The sequence below is a fragment of the Myroides sp. LJL119 genome, from assembly GCF_054871605.1.
Genome location: NZ_JBTXLO010000013.1, coordinates 53310 through 70075, shown reverse-complemented (window position 1 = coordinate 70075; position 16766 = coordinate 53310). Strand labels below are relative to the sequence as shown.

Genomic DNA, 16766 nt, shown 5'->3' with positions numbered 1-16766 from the left:
ATTTTATGAGTTCAAATTATTATGCTGTGGTTATGGCCGGTGGAGTAGGCTCTAGATTTTGGCCCGTAAGTACACCGGAATTTCCCAAGCAATTTCATGATATGTTAGGTTCAGGACATACCCTGATTCAAAAAACCTTTAATCGACTATCTCTTTTAATTCCAAAGGAGAACATTCTTATTTTAACTCACCAGAATTATAAAAGTATAGTTCAAGAGCAATTACCTTTTGTTAATCAGGAGAATATTATTCTAGAGCCCGCTATGCGTAACACAGCACCGTGTATCTTATACGCGGCCATGAAGATTAAGAAAATGAATCCTAATGCCGTTATGGTAGTGGCTCCAAGTGATCATTGGATTGAGGATGAAATGCAGTTTGTGGCTAATTTACAGCGTACTTTTGATATTTGTGAAAGAGATCAGGTTTTGATGACTTTGGGAATTTTACCAACTTTTCCAAATACAGGTTATGGTTATATAGAATACAATAAATTAGATTCAAGACCAATAAAAAAAGTAGTTCAATTTCGTGAAAAGCCAGATTATGTAACAGCAAGAAAATTTATACAAAGTCGTCATTTTCTTTGGAATTCTGGAATTTTTGTATGGAGTGTAGAGGCTATTTTAGATGCTTTTCAAAGATATCAGCCTAAAATGACTGAGTTATTTCAAGCTGGGTATTCAAGTTATAATACCGATAAAGAGCCAGATTTTATAGATAAGAACTACCATAAAGCTCAAGATATCTCTATCGATTATGCGGTGATGGAAAAAGCTAATAATGTGTATGTTTTACCGGCTACTTTTGACTGGAATGATTTAGGTACATGGGGTTCTTTGTATGATAAACTTCCAAAAGACGCTAGTGATAATGCTATAGTGAATGCCAAGGCTCTTTGTGAGAATTCCACCAATAATATTATACGGACTGATGATAAGAATAAAATTGTTGTAATTGATGGTTTAAATGATTATATAATTGTTGATAGGAAAGATGTCTTGCTAATTTATCCAAAGAAGAAAGAACAAGAAATCAAAAAAATATCGCAAAGTATACAAGCAGATAAACGAAACTAAATAAAAAAATCTCCCTGTTAAGGGAGATTTTTTTATTTAGTTTCGTCTTTAACCATATCTATCATAGCTTGCCTTACTTTTCTAAATAAATCAGAGGAGTAAACAAAATCTATAACATCTTCGTTACTTGTATTAATTATTTGTTTTGAATTCCCTTGCCAGGCAAGTAAGCCGTTTTTTAAAAAAACAATATGTTCTCCTATTTCTAGAACAGAATTCATATCATGGGTATTTATGATTGTGGTAATACCATACTCATGAGTGATTTTCTGTATAAGATTGTCAATTACTATGGCTGTTTTAGGATCTAAACCAGAGTTTGGTTCATCACAGAATAGATATTTTGGATTATTTACTATAGCTCTTGCTATAGCTACCCTTTTTTGCATACCACCAGATATTTCTGAGGGCATTTTTTTATTGGCATTAATTAGATTAACTCGATTAATAACTTCATTAACTCTGTGTTTTATTTCCGATTCAGATTTTTCGGTAAACATACGTAAAGGGAAAGCTATATTTTCTTCCACGGTGAGGGAATCAAATAAGGCACTTCCTTGAAATACCATACCTATTTCGGTTCTTAAATCCCTTTTTTCTTGAGGAGTCAGTTTCTTATATATTCTGCCATCAAATGAAATTATCCCTGAGTCACTTTGATGAATACCCAGTAAGGTTTTTAAGAAAACTGTTTTTCCAGAGCCACTTTGCCCAATTATTAAATTTGTCTTACCGGTTTCAAAAGTGGTTGTAATCCCTTTTAATACTTCTGTACCATCAAAGGATTTTCGGATATCTTTTACTTCGATCATAATTTAATTGGTTAATAGCAAAGAGGTTAATATATAGTTAGTCAAAATAATGGCTACACTTGTCCAAACAAACGCAGTTGTACTAGCCTTTCCAACCTCTAAGGCCCCACCTTTCATGTAATATCCAAAATAAGCTGGTATTGTGGCTAGAAGTAGGCCAAATATAGTGGTTTTTAAAAAGGCATAAGTAATGTGAAAGGGAATAAAAGAATCTTGCAGACCAATGATAAACTCTTCCGAACTTACAAAGCCACCCATTACTCCTCCAAACCATCCACCAAGAATTCCTAGGAACATACTAATTCCTATTACAAAAGGATAAAGTAGTACAGCTATTAATTTAGGGAAAACCAAGTAATTTATAGAATTAATTCCCATAACCTCTAAGGCATCTATTTGTTCTGTTACTCGCATTGTTCCGATACTAGATGTAATAAAAGACCCCATTTTTCCTGCCATAATAATGGAAATAAAAGTAGGAGCGAACTCTAATATTACACTTTGTCTGGTAGCAAATCCTATTAAATATTTTGGTATAAGTGGATTGGTAAGGTTTAAAGCAGTTTGTATAGCAACAACCCCTCCAACAAAAAAGGACAAAAAACATACTATACCTAAAGAACCAATAATTAAATCATCTATTTCTTTAAAGATTAGTTGTTTCATAACCTTCCATTTAGTCATTTTGCTAAAAATTTCCTTAATCATTAGGAAATATTGCCCTATATTTTTTAATGCGGATTTTATCATAAGTGGAAAATATTGGCTAAAATACCAATTAGTAATGAGTTTTTAGAAGTTATTATTTAAAAAAGTAGTTTCTTAAGTTTTGTTTTGATTTTATTGTATCGATATTTTCGAATAAATTTTGCTTGTTGGTGATCTACTAACCAAGGTATGTTTTGTTTTTTTGCTTGGTAATAACCTTGTATGTAGTCAAAAAAAAGTAGAGGTTTGTTTTTTTTATAGGCTAATTTTAAGGAGGCTATTAAGGTAATACCAATGCCGTAACCTAATGTATAGAAACTACGACCTTGGTTGTATCTCGAGGCTTTATTGTAATTAGCTCCCGTTGGTTTTAAATGTTTAACCCTGAGCTGGGGTAGAGTTGTTATTTGCCAATTGTGATACCTGGCTAAAAGCTCATCGACAGTGTCCCAGCCCATGGCCTGACGTAGGCCTTGTATTTGTTGATAGCATTGTATTCTGTATGCTTTAAATGCACCTCTTACGTGATCCTTATCTGTTAAGTTTTCCAGAATCCATTGATCATTTTTTTTAATATAAGCAAATCCACCTACGATACCTGATTTTGGATTGTTTTTAAATTCTTGAATTACTGTTTGAAAATAATCCTTAGGTAAAATTAAGTCGGCATCTAATTTTACAATTACATCATAGGTACTTAAGTCTATTTTTTTTATGCCATAGTTGAAAGCTTGTATTACTTTACTTCCTGGTAGGTGAATGGATTGTGATTCTTTGTGGATGACCTGTAGAATAGGATGTGTTTTGGCGTATTGATTAGCTATTTGTAGTGTGTTATCGGTTGAGTTGTCATCTACAATTACTATTTTACTAGGTAATTTTGTTTGTGCAAATATGCTATCTAAAGTAAGACCTATGTAAGGAGCTTCGTTATATGCAGGCATTATAATTAAGTAATTCATAAATAGGTTTTACGTATAGTTTTTTTAATAAGGACAAAGTTATTAAAAATAGTAGTGAACAAACATTTAGAGGACTATATTTGTAATTGGATTACTATCTTATTTTCTTATGGCAAGCAATAAATCAACCAAACAAGCTATTTTATTTACCGTAATAAATTATTTAGGGGTATTAATCGGAGTAGTTTCTACCGTGTTGATTTATCCTTTGGATAAAGAATTATTGGGAATTATTCGTTTTGTCGATGCGTTCGCTCAAGTAATTTTTCCAGTGATTGTTTTAGGAAGTACTCATGCTTTAATTAATTTTTATCCAACACTGGATGCTTATTTTCAACGAAAACTTTTTAGTTTTAGTCTATTGGCTTTAGCCAAGATGTCTGCAATTATTGGTTTTGTAGTTTTAGTTTGTTATTGGTTTGTTTCCAAGGAAAACTATTGGTTTATTTATAGTGGTTTTTTTCTAGCTATTGCCATGGCTTATATCGATTTATTTCGCAGGCAGGCAACAAATCTAGACCGTCTTGCTTATGTGACTTTTTTTGAGAAAATAATTCCTAAAATAGCCCTACCTGTAGTATTTATGTTGATTATCTATCATAAAGCAACAATTTCTATTGGTATATGGCTATATATTGGGGCCTATTATGTTATCGTATTGGTAATTGCTCGTTATATCTTTAATTATTTTAAATTTTCTTGGCATAGTACATATACCGATTTATTTGAAGTAATTGGTAAAAAACAGTATTATTGGTATAGTTTTTTTGCCTTTGCCGGTAGCTTTGGTCAGTTTTTTGCATTTCGCGTGGACTCTTTGATGATACCAACTTTTTTGGGGTTTGAGCAAAATGGGACGTATAATATTGGTGTTACTTTGGCCTCTACATTAGCAATTCCTGCCACTGGTGTGTTTGCCCTTTATGCTCCTTTGGTTTCCAATTACATTAAAAATGGTTTTTTAAAGCAATTAAACATCCAGTATAAACAAACCGCCCGGATATTGTTTTTCATTGGAATGGTTCTTTATAGCTGTGTTGTTGTAGGCATGGAGCCTTTCTTTAGAATATTACCTACATTCGATAAGCTACAAGGCTCATTGCCTGTTATCTATATATTGGGGTTTAATGTGGTAATTAATATGTCAACTGGATTTAATAATGAAATTATATCTTATTCAAAGTATTACCGTTACAATTTGCGGTTTATTTGTGCCTTAATGGTTGTTAATGTTGGTCTGAATTACTGCTTTTTAAGCTTCACTAACTTGGGAATTGTTGGTGTAGCTATTGCTTCTTTATTTTCTATGAGTTTGTTTAATCTAGTGAAAACCGTCTTTATATATAGAAAAATGCGATTATGGCCTTTTGATATCGTTTTTTTGAAACTTTGTTTGGCTATGTTTTTTATTCTGGTGGTGGTTTATTTTATACCAAACTTTATCTCTAATTATTATACTCTATTGGGTAAAGTATCCTTGGTATTGTTAGCTGCAATAGTAATCGTTTTTTATACAACATTAGTTATGCCTATTAGGACTTACTTACTTTCAAAACTTAAAAAAATAAAGTAAAGGATATAATATAAATGAATAAATAATCTGTTTATACTAGATTATATTGGATCTCTTTTTTCTTTCTTGAAAACCAGTATGTGTATAATAGGAATAACAAACCCCAAAAAAATTTTAGATTCTAATTTTTGGGGTTTGTTAATAGTTATAAATTAAATTTGCAAAGTCGAGGGTTACATCTGATAAACAAATGCATTGATGTTCATACCAGCTCCAACTGAAGCAAAAAGTAAAATGTCACCAGCTTGAAAGTTATGATTATCTAATTGTTTTTTGATAATCATATCATATAAGGTAGGTAGGGTGGCTACGCTTGAGTTTCCTAGTTTTTGTATGTTCATAGGCATAATATGATCGGGAACAGGTAAATTGTATAACTCGTAGAATCGTTCAACTATGGCTTGATCCATTTTTTCATTAGCTTGATGTATCATTACTTTTTTTATTCGACTAATATCGATTTTACTCTTATCTACGCATTGTTTCATGGCTAAGGGAACTTGTGTTAGAGCGAATTCATATATTTTTCGTCCAAACATTTTAATGTATTTAGTGTTTGGATCAAGATCTTTATTATAGGATTTTCCGTAGTGAATATAAAAAGCTTCCTCAAAGGTGTAACTAGCATTACTAAGAGCTAGGATACCCCCGGGACTTTGTGTGGATTCAAATATGGTAGCTCCTGCACCATCCGCGTATATCATGGAGTCTCTATCATGTAGGTCTATTACTCTTGAAAGAGTTTCCGCTCCGATAACTAAACAGCGTTTCGCAAGTCCAGATTTTATAAAGGCATAGGACTGAATCACACCTTGTAACCATCCAGGACATCCAAATAATAAATCAAAAGCAACGCAGTTGGGGTTTTTAATGCCCAAGTTATGTTTCACCCTAGAGGCTAAACTTGGAACATTATCGGATTGTATAGTATTGTGTTTTATGTCTCCAAAGTTATGAGCAAAGATAATATAGTCTATTGTTTCTTGATCTATATTGGCATCTTGAATAGCTCTTTGACTTGCAATTGTGGCAATATCTGAAGAGGTTAAAGTACTTTCAACATATCTTCTTTCCTCGATACCTGTGATTTGCTGAAGTTTTTTAGCAATACGCTCGTTATTGTCTTTTAATTTTTGTCCACTTTCATCTCTAAAGTCGAATAGCCCAAAATCCTGGTTTGTTATTACTTCGGTGGGGATATAACTACCAGAGCCGGTTAATTTGATGTTCATTTTTTTTTAATTTGGTTAATAGCGAGCTAAACTTAGGAGTTTATATTTATAAATAAGATTCTTATTTCATCTATAGACTCTTGTTGGCTAAGTTTAATTCTCTTTGAATGTTTATTATTTAACGTTTATATGCTAATTGTGTTGTGTTAGAATTGTTAAAGTTAGGTTATTATCTGCAATTTATCACCTTAGCTTTTATGCTAGTTTTAGTTGATTTTTAGCGATATTTGCCTTTGATTTTATTCACGGCTAGTAAATTGGCTTTATAAATTTAAAAATATGTTTGGTAAGCCGACATTTGAGTGGCATTTTAAAGCTTTAATTAATATACATCAACATTTCCTTGACTCATTGGATATTAGAAAGTGCTATAGCGAGCTGGGACTTATTTTAGAGCGCTTTACAAAACAGGTGGTTGCCAAAGAGCCTATTGTGTTTAGTAACTTATTTAGTAGATTAAGTTTTATTAATCAAAAATATAGTGTTACTGTAGATATTCAGAACTTCAGAAGAGTTTTAGAAAAAATGAAGGATTATTCTGATTTAGAATTGTTCTCTTTTTTTGTGGCTTATTGGAGTGATGTAAACCTTTTTATAAGTCAAGTATATCAAATACCTGTGTTGGCGGCCAACCAAGGATTTATGTGTAATCATACCCAAAGATTATCCTCTTGTGGTTTTACTAACGCAAAAAAGATCCCACTTTTGAAGGTTACTTTTTTGTATTGGTATCAAAATGCTATGATTTGCCATAGTGAATCTAGCTCAGACCAAATTCCTATTCGAGTATTCCTTCCCTTTGCGCAGAACAAAGATATTTTTACTAGTGTTCGGAATTTATGGAGTTCAGCTGAATTACATTTACTAGATGTAATTATAGATAGTGAGAAAAGATATTATCCATCTGCGGTGGTTATACAACCAGATTATTTGCTTGACGTTTCTAGTATTGCTGAGTGTTTTCAAGATTATGGATTTAGTGAGTTACATTTTTTAGCCAATAAAATAAAAGGAGCTCCAAATAGTATGCATATTCTAATTGGAAATTTTGCAAACTTGGTTATGGATGAAGTAATTAACAATAAGTCTGAACAACATCCTATAGAATTTAATGAAATCTTTCAAAAGCACTTTGAGCAATTTCCGTTAGAGCATTTACTTTGCAAGGATATTCAAAGCCATGAAGGGTTTCAAATTTACCAGAGCAATTGTAAGGCTCACTTTAATAATATACTACATGTAGTTACTAGAGATTTTAGTATTTATGGTCTTAACCACTGGGCTTCTACACAATTGGAGCCTTCTTTTTTAAGTAATATTTTTGGGTTACAAGGGCGTTTAGATTTATTACATTATAACTCCAAATTGAAGCGTAAATTAGTTGTGGTAGAGCTAAAAAGTGGTAGTGGCCCCTTTCCTGACACACAAAGCAATATAAAATCGAATCATAAGAATCAGTTGTTTATGTATTATTTAATGTTAGCCCAAATAGTTGGTTTGCCATTAGATTCTTTATTAAACGGACAGGGAATAGGTGGATTTATTTTCTATAGTAAAATGCCTAAGAATAATTTACGCTCTAGTTATCTTGATTTAGCGAGCTTACAAGAGATTTGCGAGATGAGAAATCGCATTATTATCAATGAACATATTTTGCAGAGTGGCGATATACAAAAGATTAGTAATTTATTTAAGTCGTTAAGTATACAAAATTTGGTTAGTAAAAATCTGAATCGTAAGTTTTTAGATATATTAGATAAACAGTTTAAAGATTTAACTTACCCTATTTTTACAAGTGAGAAGTTATACCAATTATATTTTTTCGGTTTTTATAGCTTTATTGCCAGAGAGCAAATTTTAAATAAATGTGGAGATGGGCTAGGTTCTGGGGCGAATTCTTTATCAGGGTTATGGAATCGTAATTTTGAGCAAAAGAAACAGGCCTTTAGTATCTTATATGATTTAGAAATCGTTGAAAATAATTTACACACCGTTACCAAACGTATTTTATTTAAGGTAGGCTCTCAAAGTGATTTCTCTAGTTTTAGGGTTTCCGAGGCATGTATTTTGTATCCGTTTTATAACAATAATAAAAAACCAACAAATTATCCTATTGTTAAATGCACCATTACTTATGTTAGCTTGCAATACATAGAAGTGGAATGCCGTTATATGCAAAGTAATTTAAGTTACTTTAGTAAACATAAAAAATGGGCTTTGGAGCGCGACTTTATGGATTCCTCTTTTTCGGCTATGTCTAAGGGAATGTATCAGTTTTTGCTTGCTGCTAACTCCCAAAAGGCATTATTACTTACACAAAGAAAACCTAGACCAGTAATTAATTATAACTTTAATAAACCGTATTTATCCATTGAGCAAAATCGTATTTTAAACAATATGCTAGGAACACAAGATTACTTTGTTTTAAATGGTCCTCCAGGTACGGGTAAAACATCCCATATAATTAAAGAGTTTATTGCTGAGGTGTTTACCAATACACAGCAAAGTATGTTGATCTTATCTTATACAAATAAAGCTGTTGATGAACTTAGTCAGGCAGTTTTACAGGCTATTGATTTTCGCGATAGCCAGCAAGGTGAACCTTTTGTAAGGTTAGGTAATAAATTGTCTTGTGATAAGGATTTTCAGGGGTTTTTATTAGATACTATCATAGAGAAACGCAAGGGAATTTTAGCTCAGCAAAATAAAAGATTTACAAGATCAGATCTTAGAAAAATTCTTTTAGAACAACGAATTTTCTTAAGTACAGTTTCCTCTATGTCTAGTAGAAATGAGTTTATCGATTTTAAAAAATTTGATTGGGTTATTGTAGATGAAGCTTCCCAAATACTAGAGCCACAAATTATAGGGTTGCTAGCAAGATCAAAGAAGTTTATTTTAATAGGAGATCATAAGCAATTGCCTGCAATTGTACTACAAGATTCACAAAAGAGTAAAACTAATCACCCAGATCTACATCAAATAGGTCTTAAAAGTTATAGAAACTCATTATTTGAAAGACTCTACAATTTTCTAAAACTCAATGATGTTAGCTATGCCTTTGATACTTTGACTTATCAGGGTAGAATGCATCAGGAAATTTGTGATTTTCCAAATCAAGCGTTTTATAATGGGGTGTTAAAACCTGCGGCGCTACTTGAGAATTTAGCTGATTTAAATCGCAGTAACCTTCAACGTCAAATAAGTGATATGTTTTATAAAACCTGGCCTGAAGATATATTGAGTATTTCTATGGCCACTAAACGAGTTTTGTTTTTTAATTGTATGGCTCCTTATCAAAATTCAATAAAAACAATTCCACAGGAAGCTGAGTTGATTTTGCAAATACTTTTGACTCTGCAAAATTTGCATCAAATAAATAATTTAGATTTTAAACTAGCCAAACAGGTCGGTATTATTGCGCCTTTTAAAAATCAGATAGCTTTAATTCATCGAACTTTATTAAAGGCTAATTTACCTGATGTGGATAAAATTACAATTGATACTGTAGAACGATTTCAGGGAGGACAAAGAGATTTTATTATTTATGCATTTAGTGTTAATGACGTCTTTCAGATGGACTCGATTGTAAATTTAAATGATGAGCAAAGTGTAGATAGAAAGCTAAATGTAGCTTTAACCAGGGCTAAAGAACAATTAATATTAATTGGTAATGCTGAAATTTTAAGCCATGATATTTTACATGGTAAGTTATTAAGTTACCTAAAACAAAAACAATCTTTTTATAATGTGTAATGTTAATAACTAGTATCGTATTGTTGATAAGTAGTGTTTTGGGGTGTATTATATGTTGATAAGTCTGTTAATAAGTGATTATTTTGTTGATAAGTGCTTTTGGGTAAACAAAAGAAATATTTATTTTGTAGGAATTATATACATAAGTAAATGTAATGTAACTTATTAGGTTTTTCAAGTTATCAACAAACTCTATAAGTTATTCACATTTTTGAATTAGGTATAAAAAAAACGCTCTCTAAAAAGAGAGCGTTCATCTTATAAATTAGCTGAATTAATTTTCAGAGTCCATATATACTTCAATAGGAGCACAAGAACAAATTAGATTTCTGTCTCCATATGCATCATCAATTCTACGAACCGTTGGCCATAGTTTGTTTTCTGAAACATAAGCAAGTGGATAGGCTGCTTTTTGTCTTGAATATGGTAGATCCCAATTGTCACTTGTTAGCATTGCTAGGGTATGTGGAGAGTTCTTTAACTCATTAACTGGGTTGTCTATTGTTGCATTTTCAATTTCCTGGCGGATAGAAATCATCGCGTCACAAAAACGATCTAACTCTTGTTTGCTTTCACTTTCTGTAGGCTCTATCATTAGAGTACCTGCTACTGGAAATGAAACTGTAGGAGCGTGGAATCCATAATCGATAAGACGTTTTGCAATATCAGTTACTTCAATTCCCTTTTCTTTGAATTCTCTTACATCAACAATCATTTCATGTGCTGCACGACCTTGTTCACCAGTATATAAAATCGAATAATGATCTTCTAATCTCGATTTAATGTAATTGGCGTTTAAAATAGCCGTTTGTGTTACTTTTTTAAGACCTTCAAGTCCTAACATAGAGATATAACCAAATGAGATTAAGCATACCAAAGCAGATCCATAAGGTGCAGCAGATATTGCTGTAATCGCATTTTTACCACCTACTTTTACAATAGGATTGCTTGGTAGAAACTCCACTAAGTGTTCTGCCACACAAATAGGTCCAACTCCAGGTCCACCACCTCCATGAGGGATCGCAAATGTTTTATGTAAGTTTAAGTGGCAAACGTCAGCTCCAATATTAGCAGGATTTGTTATGGCAACTTGTGCATTCATATTTGCACCGTCCATATATACTTGTCCTCCATTGTCGTGTATAATTTGTGTTATCTCTTTAATAGCTGACTCATATACACCGTGAGTAGAAGGGTAAGTAACCATTAAACAAGAAAGATTTTCTTTGTACTGTTCTGCTTTTGCTTTTAAATCGGCAACATCGATGTTTCCCTCAGGTGTTGTTTTAGTAACTACAACTTTCATTCCTGCCATGGCAGCTGAAGCAGGGTTTGTTCCATGAGCCGACGCCGGAATCAAAGCGATGTTTCTTTGGAAATCTCCTCTTGAATGGTGATAAGCACGAATAGCTAATAATCCTGCATACTCACCTTGAGCTCCCGAGTTAGGTTGTAAGGTTGTGCCAGCAAAACCAGTAATAATACTTAGTTTGTTCTCTAAGTCATGTAGCATTTCCAGGTAACCGGTTGCCTGATCAGCAGGAACAAACGGATGGATGTTATTCCATTGTGGATTGCTTAATGGTAGCATTTCCGCTGCAGCATTTAACTTCATTGTACAAGAACCTAATGAAATCATCGAATGATTCAAAGCTAAATCCTTGCGTTCTAACTTTTTAATATATCGCATTAATTCAGTTTCTGAATGGTAGCTATTAAAAACATCGTGTTGTAAGAAAGTAGAAGTACGTTGTAGTTTAGAAGGAATAGTTGTCTTATTGTTTTCTATTTCTGTTATTTGGAATGCTTGTTTTCCAAGGGCTTGAGCAAAAACTTCTATAATTGCATTGATGTCTTTTACTTCAACTGTTTCATTTAATGAGATAGAAAGTGTGTTGTCATCAATATAGTTAAAGTTGATTTTTTTGTCTATAGCAAAAGGCTTAACTTTTTGTGTGTCTACTTGGACAAGGATTGTGTCAAAGTAAGAAGGATTTAATTGCTTAATACCTAATTTTTCCAAACTTTGTGCAAGAGTAACGGCTTTTGCATGCACTTGATTTGCGATAAATTTTAATCCTTCAGGTCCGTGATAAACAGCATAAAAACTTGCCATTACAGCCAATAATACTTGTGCAGTACAAATATTTGACGTGGCTTTTTCACGTTTGATATGTTGTTCACGAGTTTGTAATGCCATACGTAAAGCAGGATTTCCATCCATATCTTTACTTACTCCAATAATTCGCCCTGGCATGCTGCGTTTGTACTCTTCTTTTGTAGCAAAATATGCCGCGTGTGGTCCACCAAAACCTAATGGTATTCCAAAGCGCTGTGTAGTTCCAACTACAACATCAGCACCCATTTCTCCCGGTGGCGTTAAACTAACTAGCGATAAAATATCGGCTGCTACTGCAACTTTAATATCTTTTGTTTTTGCAGTATGAATAAAATCTGAATAATCAGAAACTACTCCATGCTTACCTGGATATTGTAAGATAGCTCCAAAGAATTCTTGATTGAAATCAAATTCTTGATGATTACCAACAACTAATTCAATACCGAAAGGAGTTGCACGTGTTTGTAAAACAGATAAGGTTTGAGGTAAAATTTCTTCTGATACAAAGAACTTATTTGCATTGTTTTTCTTTTGTTCTCTTGATCTAACGTCAAATAAAAGAATCATTGCCTCAGCGGCTGATGTAGACTCATCTAAAAGTGATGCATTAGCAATCTCCATTCCTGTTAGTTCAATTACAGTTGTTTGGAAGTTTAATAAGGCTTCTAAACGACCTTGAGCTACTTCTGCTTGGTATGGCGTATAAGCAGTGTACCATCCTGGGTTTTCAAATACGTTACGAATTATAGCCGCAGGGACTACAGCTTCATTGTATCCTAAACCGATAAAAGTACGGAATATTTTATTTTTGTTACCTAAATCTTGGATGTATGATAAATAATCATACTCTGTCATTGCTGCAGCAAGATCTAAATCTTTTTCTAAACGGATAGCCTTTGGAAAAGTTTCATCTATTAACTGATCGATGTTTTCAACTTTTACAGTACTAAACATTTCTGCCAGGTCCGTTTCACGAGGACCAATGTGTCTTAAAGCAAATGCATTTGTTTTCATTTGGGCAATATATAATATAAGTTGTGTTTAAACACACAAAAATAACTATAAATATGACATTTATACCTATATAACTATTATTTTTGAAAAGTTATTACAAGTTGTTATCATAAAGAAAGAAGTTATATGGATTTGTTAAAAAATCACATTGTGCCTATTTATTTAAATGGAAGTATACATGTTTCTTTAGCAGTATTGGCCCTTATACAGATGACTTTTTACTTTTGTAAATTGCCATTTGATTATGCTGTATGTATTTTAGGTTTTTTTGGAACTTTATTTTCCTATAATTTTATCAAGTATATTCAGGTTTTTTTATATTCTAGAAAACCTGCCTCTTGCAACCTAAAGGTTATTTACTTGCTTAGTATATGTGCCTTAGGGATTTCCTTTATTGGATTTTTAGCTTTGAATTTAGCAGCTCAAATTACTTGTATTATACTATTAGGACTAGCTATTTTGTATGCAGTACCACTTGGAAAAAGACATTCTAATTTACGGAATTCTGCAGGGATTAAAATTTATATGGTTTGTTTCTCCTGGGCAACGGTTACTTTGATTGTACCTGTGTTAAATGCACATGCAGCAGTTGATGTGGATATTTTACTTAAGTTTATTCAGCGTTTTATTTTAGTTCTTATTTTAATTGGGGTTTTTGAGATTGTCGATCTATCTAAAGACTCTAAAGAATTAAAGACTTTACCTCAAATTTTGGGTGTCACAAAAACCAAGTTGTTATTGTTTTTTTTATTATTAATATTTTTTTTCTTAGAGTTTTTTAAAATAGGATTCAATCCCATACAAGCTTATAATAATCTGGTTATTGTTATACTTACAAGTTGGTTTATTTATAAGGCCTCCAGTGCTAGTGGACCATATTTTACTTTGTTTTGGGTAGAGAGTGTACCTATAGTTTGGTGGGCTATAATTGTTTTTGAGCAATATTTGGGAATATTATAAATCAATTCTAATTTTAGAAAAAGTGTTGTACCTTGTGCATAATATTTTTAGAAAAAGTTATTTTTATGATTCAGTTAAGTAGTCAACTAATGCAAGATACTAGTGTGGTTTTTTGCGTGAATAAAGATTTTAAAATCTCCCAAGATATACCAAAAGCATTGCATGGCTTTGTAGAAGAGTTTATAACAAGTGATAAACATGAGGATTTCGCTAAGATTGGTAGGCAATTTCTTTTTTTTGTTAAGGAGAATTGTGATTTAGAGAAAATGCGTGTGGCTGGATATCAGGTACGAAAAATATTAGATAAACACATAAGCCAAGTAACTGTAGTTGGCAATGGCGAAGCATCTTTGGCTTTATGTGAAGGTATAGCTTTGTCTAATTATCAATTTTTAAAGTACTTTAAGGATAAAAAAGAGCAAGAGTTTGCTTTAAAAACTATTTTTTTAGTGGGGAATTATACCCAAAAACAAGTAAATGATTTAAATCACATTATTCAAGCAGTATATTGGGCCAGAGATATGGTTAATGAGCCAGTAAGCTATTTAACTGCAACAATGTTAGCCAAACACATCCAGGAGTTATCTAAAACAGCAGATATTTCTGTGAAAATTTTAAATAAGCAGGATATTCAACAATTAAATATGGGTGGGCTTTTAGCTGTAAATAAAGGATCTTTACAGCAGCCTACTTTTACTATAATGGAATATAAACCTGAGAATCCTGTTAATGATAAACCAATTGTTTTGGTTGGAAAAGGGGTTGTTTACGATACAGGAGGTTTAAGTTTAAAACCTACTTTAGGATCAATGGATTCGATGAAAAGTGACATGGGTGGTGCTGCTTGTGTTGCCGGTGCAATTTATGGCTGTGCTTTGAATCAAGTGCCTGTGCATGTTATTGGATTAATACCGGCCACTGATAATAGACCTGGAGGGGATGCTTATGCACCGGGAGATGTAATTACCATGTTTGATGGAACCAGTGTTGAGGTGTTAAATACCGATGCAGAAGGAAGAATGATTTTGGCAGATGCAATTTCTTATGCAACTCAGTATGACCCTAGAGTGATCATAGATGCTGCTACTTTAACAGGAGCTGCTTTAATTGTTGCTGGTGATAGTGCTTCTTGTATTATGGGGAATGACAAACAAATAATTCAAGAGTTAGTTACCTCGGGCTGTAAAGTACACGAGAGATTGTGTGAATTGCCTTTCTGGGACGATTATAAAGATTTATTAAAAAGTAATATTGCAGATTTAAAAAATGTTGGCGGAAGATATGCTGGAAGTATTACCGCTGGAAAGTTTTTGGAACATTTTGCAAAATATCCTTATGTTCATATAGATATTGCGGGACCTGCATGGATGGATTCCCAAAGAGATTATAAGGGAATAGGTGGAACTGGAACCGGCGTACGTACTTTTGTTAATTTTTTAACTAACTATAAAGGGCAATAAGCATTTAAGGTTTTCGTATCTGAATTAAATAAAATATTAACTGTAAATAGATAAAATATGAGCGAATCTATAAATTCGAATTTCGATCATCGTCAAGTTAAGCCAAAATCTCCTCAAGTTCAGGAGTTGATTAATAGTTGTAAGTCTATTATGTTGGCAACTATTAATCAGGATGGTACCCCACTTGTTAGTACTGCACCATATTCTAGGGTTGATAATGAGTTTCAAATTTTAGTTTCTTACATGGCCAAGCATACTTTGAATCTACAGGAACGTAACAAGGTATCCATTATGTTTGTAGAAGACGAGGCAAATTGTAAGCAAATTTATGCAAGACATCGTTTAACATTACAAGTGAATAGTGAATTAGTAGCAAAAGATACACTCTTATACCAAAGAGCTCTAGAAGATTTAAAAGCTCGTAATGGAAAAATAATTGACGTCCTTGAATCTTTAGAAGACTTTGTCCTTTTTAATTTCAAAATACAAAGCGGTTCTTATGTAAATGGATTCGGTAGTGCTTATTATGTGAATCCTCAGCTTGAGATTGTTGAACACCGCATAGGAGAACATACTAAAGATAATATTCACAAATAAAGAGAAGTTAAAAGGATATAGAATGAGTAGCTCAAAGATTCATATAAGGTGTTATAAATGTAAGGAATTTAATACCAATGATCAGCTTTGTGAGTTTTGTGGAGCTATATTAGATTATCAAAAGCGAAGAGAACTAGAGATCAAAAAGAATGCTGAACTAGAGTTAGCTAAAGAACTGGCAAAGCCAAAGAGTAACATAGAAATATTTTTTGATTCGATGATCAATCACCAGTGGTTGTTAGTTCGAGTGTTTTTTAAAATTATCTATGGCATATGGTTTGCAATTCTTTCAATAACAATGTTTATCGCTTGGTTGTTCGCTAGTATATTGGCTTAAAAAGCGGAAAGATATAAGCTTAATTTTACACAAAATGTAGGGAAGCTATAGAATCTTTTAAATACAAAGAGCTCGGTATTGCGCCGAGCTTTTTGTATTTAAATTAGTACGAATTGAGTTAGTAAATAAATATTTAATGTGTTTTTAATTTCCTTAC

The 16766-nt window shown here is 32.6% G+C and carries 12 protein-coding genes; 7 read left to right on the top strand and 5 right to left on the bottom strand.

The genetic code is table 11. The features are described 5' to 3' along the window. Positions 1-5 precede the first annotated feature (5 nt). Positions 6-1079: a mannose-1-phosphate guanylyltransferase gene (locus ACYSNV_RS11905; RefSeq protein WP_461762768.1), complete on the top strand. Its 1074-nt coding sequence runs from the start codon at positions 6-8 to the stop codon at positions 1077-1079. Positions 1080-1111: 32 nt separating this feature from the next. Here the strand turns inward: ACYSNV_RS11905 and ACYSNV_RS11900 are convergent, their stop codons facing one another. From ACYSNV_RS11900 to ACYSNV_RS11890, 3 genes are read right to left on the bottom strand one after another with little or no spacing between them, the layout of a single operon-like run. After that, positions 1112-1891, bottom strand: coding sequence for an ABC transporter ATP-binding protein (locus tag ACYSNV_RS11900; protein ID WP_461762767.1), 780 nt, complete (start codon positions 1889-1891; stop codon positions 1112-1114). A 3-nt stretch (positions 1892-1894) separates the two neighbouring features. Further along, positions 1895-2641, bottom strand: coding sequence for an MlaE family ABC transporter permease (locus ACYSNV_RS11895; RefSeq protein ID WP_461762766.1), 747 nt, complete (start codon positions 2639-2641; stop codon positions 1895-1897). A gap of 56 nt (positions 2642-2697) precedes the next feature. Further along, positions 2698-3561 carry a glycosyltransferase family 2 protein gene (locus ACYSNV_RS11890; RefSeq protein ID WP_461762765.1) on the bottom strand — a complete coding sequence of 288 codons (864 nt, stop codon included), beginning with the start codon at positions 3559-3561 and terminating at the stop codon, positions 2698-2700. A 109-nt stretch (positions 3562-3670) separates the two neighbouring features. Here ACYSNV_RS11890 and ACYSNV_RS11885 point away from each other — a divergent pair, with 109 nt between their 5' ends. Continuing rightward, positions 3671-5134 (top strand): lipopolysaccharide biosynthesis protein, encoded by a 1464-nt coding sequence (locus ACYSNV_RS11885; protein ID WP_461762764.1) that lies wholly within the window; start codon positions 3671-3673, stop codon positions 5132-5134. 173 nt (positions 5135-5307) lie between these two features. On the opposite strand, the gene ACYSNV_RS11880 is transcribed toward ACYSNV_RS11885, so the two are convergent. Further along, positions 5308-6366: a 3-oxoacyl-ACP synthase III family protein gene (locus ACYSNV_RS11880; protein WP_461762763.1), complete on the bottom strand. Its 1059-nt coding sequence runs from the start codon at positions 6364-6366 to the stop codon at positions 5308-5310. Positions 6367-6645: 279 nt separating this feature from the next. On the opposite strand from ACYSNV_RS11880, the gene ACYSNV_RS11875 reads away from it, so the two are divergent. After that, on the top strand, positions 6646-10122 hold the full coding sequence (locus ACYSNV_RS11875) for an AAA domain-containing protein (RefSeq protein WP_461762762.1): 3477 nt from the start codon (positions 6646-6648) through the stop codon (positions 10120-10122). A 274-nt stretch (positions 10123-10396) separates the two neighbouring features. On the opposite strand, the gene gcvP is transcribed toward ACYSNV_RS11875, so the two are convergent. Continuing rightward, positions 10397-13255: an aminomethyl-transferring glycine dehydrogenase gene (gene gcvP, locus ACYSNV_RS11870; protein WP_461762761.1), complete on the bottom strand. Its 2859-nt coding sequence runs from the start codon at positions 13253-13255 to the stop codon at positions 10397-10399. A 126-nt stretch (positions 13256-13381) separates the two neighbouring features. Between gcvP and ACYSNV_RS11865 the strand changes: the two genes are divergently transcribed. The 4 genes from ACYSNV_RS11865 (at position 13382) to ACYSNV_RS11850 (ending at position 16609) form a co-directional block, all read left to right on the top strand. Beyond that, on the top strand, positions 13382-14215 hold the full coding sequence (locus ACYSNV_RS11865) for a UbiA prenyltransferase family protein (protein WP_461762760.1): 834 nt from the start codon (positions 13382-13384) through the stop codon (positions 14213-14215). Positions 14216-14280: 65 nt separating this feature from the next. Continuing rightward, positions 14281-15675: a leucyl aminopeptidase family protein gene (locus tag ACYSNV_RS11860; protein WP_461762759.1), complete on the top strand. Its 1395-nt coding sequence runs from the start codon at positions 14281-14283 to the stop codon at positions 15673-15675. 57 nt (positions 15676-15732) lie between these two features. Next, positions 15733-16272: a HugZ family pyridoxamine 5'-phosphate oxidase gene (locus ACYSNV_RS11855; RefSeq protein ID WP_461762758.1), complete on the top strand. Its 540-nt coding sequence runs from the start codon at positions 15733-15735 to the stop codon at positions 16270-16272. 22 nt (positions 16273-16294) lie between these two features. After that, a complete protein-coding gene (locus tag ACYSNV_RS11850; protein WP_461762757.1) occupies positions 16295-16609 on the top strand; it encodes a hypothetical protein in 315 nt (104 codons plus the stop codon). Positions 16610-16766 lie beyond the last annotated feature (157 nt).

Excerpts from the sequence above, each read along its gene's own strand:
- ACYSNV_RS11905 (WP_461762768.1), top strand. The coding sequence starts at position 6 with ATGAGTTCAAATTATTATGCTGTGGTTATGGCCGGTGGAGTAGGCTCT.
- ACYSNV_RS11900 (WP_461762767.1), bottom strand. The coding sequence starts at position 1,891 with ATGATCGAAGTAAAAGATATCCGAAAATCCTTTGATGGTACAGAAGTA.
- ACYSNV_RS11895 (WP_461762766.1), bottom strand. The coding sequence starts at position 2,641 with ATGATAAAATCCGCATTAAAAAATATAGGGCAATATTTCCTAATGATT.
- ACYSNV_RS11890 (WP_461762765.1), bottom strand. The coding sequence starts at position 3,561 with ATGAATTACTTAATTATAATGCCTGCATATAACGAAGCTCCTTACATA.
- ACYSNV_RS11885 (WP_461762764.1), top strand. The coding sequence starts at position 3,671 with ATGGCAAGCAATAAATCAACCAAACAAGCTATTTTATTTACCGTAATA.
- ACYSNV_RS11880 (WP_461762763.1), bottom strand. The coding sequence starts at position 6,366 with ATGAACATCAAATTAACCGGCTCTGGTAGTTATATCCCCACCGAAGTA.
- ACYSNV_RS11875 (WP_461762762.1), top strand. The coding sequence starts at position 6,646 with ATGTTTGGTAAGCCGACATTTGAGTGGCATTTTAAAGCTTTAATTAAT.
- gcvP (WP_461762761.1), bottom strand. The coding sequence starts at position 13,255 with ATGAAAACAAATGCATTTGCTTTAAGACACATTGGTCCTCGTGAAACG.
- ACYSNV_RS11865 (WP_461762760.1), top strand. The coding sequence starts at position 13,382 with ATGGATTTGTTAAAAAATCACATTGTGCCTATTTATTTAAATGGAAGT.
- ACYSNV_RS11860 (WP_461762759.1), top strand. The coding sequence starts at position 14,281 with ATGATTCAGTTAAGTAGTCAACTAATGCAAGATACTAGTGTGGTTTTT.
- ACYSNV_RS11855 (WP_461762758.1), top strand. The coding sequence starts at position 15,733 with ATGAGCGAATCTATAAATTCGAATTTCGATCATCGTCAAGTTAAGCCA.
- ACYSNV_RS11850 (WP_461762757.1), top strand. The coding sequence starts at position 16,295 with ATGAGTAGCTCAAAGATTCATATAAGGTGTTATAAATGTAAGGAATTT.